The sequence below is a fragment of the Paenibacillus phytorum genome (genome assembly GCF_013141715.1).
Taxonomy (GTDB): Bacteria; Bacillota; Bacilli; order Paenibacillales; family NBRC-103111; genus Paenibacillus_E; species Paenibacillus_E phytorum.
Window position 1 is genome coordinate 1 of sequence record NZ_WHOA01000151.1, and the last position, 2,788, is coordinate 2,788.

1 protein-coding gene is annotated in these 2,788 nt (G+C 43.0%); it reads left to right on the forward strand.

The window, feature by feature from the left end; all coding sequences use genetic code 11:
* A partial coding sequence (locus tag GC098_RS23295; RefSeq protein WP_171645613.1) for a galactose-binding domain-containing protein occupies positions 1–2,788 on the forward strand: 2,788 nt, incomplete at both ends.

Sequence of the window (2,788 nt, forward strand, 5' to 3'; positions counted from 1 at the left end):
GACCACATCAGAAAAATTTGGGCGCGATACGTTTAATGCTTCCGCTTGGCGTCACGTGACATTTGTTGTAGACAGAGATAACATGCTCGGGTCGTTGTATATTGATGGTTACGAAATGGCTGAAACTTCGCTGGGGATCGGATCTTTAGATACATCAAACCCATTAAATATAGGCAGCGACGGAGTGGGCGGCAATGGTAATAATTCATTCGATATCGCTGATCTGAAGATTTGGAAAGGCGCATTAAGCAGTGATGTAGTTCAAGCTAATTTTACTAGTTACGGTGTAAATAAAGTAGATATGGAAGCACTTAACGACACAATATCCAAAGCAAATACACTAATAGCAGGCGGTCTTGGCAACGGCTTCAGCCAAACCGATTTTGATTATTTGCAAAAGGTTTTCAATACGGCAGCTGCGGTTGCAACAACGCAAAATGTAAAATTATATACACAGGAAACCATCAATTATTACATACGTGAACTAAGCAACGCCATCTTCATCTATGAAAAAAGCAATAAAACATTAACTCCCGCCGGTTTAAATGTGATTGTAGACAGCGACCCGGAAGTCGGTGATGATCCCGTAACAATCGCGAACAATGTAAATAAGTACACAAAAGAACTGAGTTTATTCCCACAGGCCGACGTAATGTTTATTCCTGGCGACATTACTGGCGGAGATAATGATGTGGCTATGAAAGGTATGCAAAAAATACACACTCAACTTACAAATGAGGGTAAGTTAAACAATACGAAGTGGTACATGGTAAAAGGCAACCATGATGGGGTCGGTTCCCAAAATTATATTCCTATCGGTTCGGCGGGCGCGTGGAACCCCTCAACGAATTCATATGAAAACCATTTCTATAACAGTGCTTATAGGGTGAATGTAAAAGGATATAATTTTGTGGGTTTTGACGGAAATATTAACAACAGCAATACGGTGGGAAAAGCCACCAATCTCCTCAACCAAATTAAAAATGAAGCGGATTACGATCCAACCAAACCCATATTTGTATCTTCTCACTTCCCTGTAGGCGGAACCATTTGGGGATCGGCATGGAGCAGCGGGGCAAGTAATGCTATGGGACAATTTCTTGCTAACAATAACTTCTCGCAGGTGGTATATATGTCAGGTCATACGCAATACGACCCGACCGACGAACGTTCACACTATCAAGGTTCGGCTACGTTTCTCGAAAGCGGTGCGAGTTCATACTCCAGTTATCAAGATGACGGTCCGTACGGCGGATATATAGAAGGCTCGTATGGAAGCTATCATACCACACCTCGCATCGTGAATTTCTTAGAGGTTTACGGTACGAAATTGATCATCAAACAGTATAATTTAGGTACAGATGAATATGTAGGCATACCTTCTGTAAAAGTCGTTGGCGAAGGCAAAGATGCCTTTACCTATAGCAGGAGCGATACAAGAGATCTCATAGCTCCGCAGTTCGACGAGGACATTAAGATCGATTCCTTCAATAACAACGAAGTTGCTTTTACAATCAATCAAGCAAACGACAATGTGCGCAATTTTGAATATAATATTCAGCTTATCAACAAGCTCACTGGGAAAGTAGACAAATCGTTTAACAGCCTTTCGTATCCGATGGACAAACCATATGATGTATACAGACATTATAAGTTTACAGGTTTGTCGGCGAATACTCCATATAAAATCAGGGTATTCGTCGACGATTCCATGTATAACCGTTCGTCGCAGGACATTGACTTTAAGGTTAACACTGGTAATTTTAAAAGATTCATTGCTCCTGCTGATAAATCAGGGGTGGCTAACGGAACGGCGAAGACAGCGGACGCCCTTGGATTGCCAAGGACATTATCCATTTTTACCGATGAAGGCGTGGGGGATGCCAATGTGACATGGAATGTAGATGCTTCAAACTATGATCCCACTGTAATGTCTACACAGACCTTCACTGTAAATGGAACTCTAACTTTGCCTACTGGGGTGGTAAATCCTAATAACGTGCCTTTGACAACAAGCATTAACGTTGAAGTAGTAAAAAGTAGCGCTAACCTCGCACTTAATAAAACCATAACAGCAAACACTACTCATGGTCTTTATAAGGTCACTATGGCTAATGACGGAAATCTAGATTCTATTTGGGAAGGTTTAAACTTTGTATATCCTAGTACATTGACAGTAGATCTCGGAACTCCGCGAAGTGTAGAACAAGTTGTCATCAAACTGGGTGCAACTTGGGGAAGCAGAACGCAGACGTTCTCCGTCTTGGGAAGTAGTGATAACGTAACCTATAATGAGTTGGCAGCTTCAAAAAGTTACTTCTTTGATCCTGCAAACAGTAATATCGTAACCATACCAATGGGTCTAGCAACTACAAGATATGTACAGCTGAAATTTACTTGGAATGACGGGGGTACGAACGGTCAGGTTGCTGAGTTTGAAGTATATGCTCCGATATCGAAACTCACGAGCATAACAGCGCCGGCAGCCATCACAGGCGTGGCCAACGGAACGGCGAAGACAGCGGCAGCTCTTGGATTGCCGGCAAAAGTAGCCCTTGTAACCGATACGGGAATTGTGGATGCCAGTGTGAAGTGGGATTTAAATAGTGCAAGCTACGATCCAACTGACACGACGGCGCAGACCTTCACGGTACCAGGAACGGTAAGGCTGCCTGAGTATGTCCTAAACCCGAACAATGTACCAATGACAACAAGCATTAGCGTTGAAGTAGTACGTGCTCCGAATCTCATGAGCATCACAGCGCCTGCTGCCATAACAGGGTTGGCA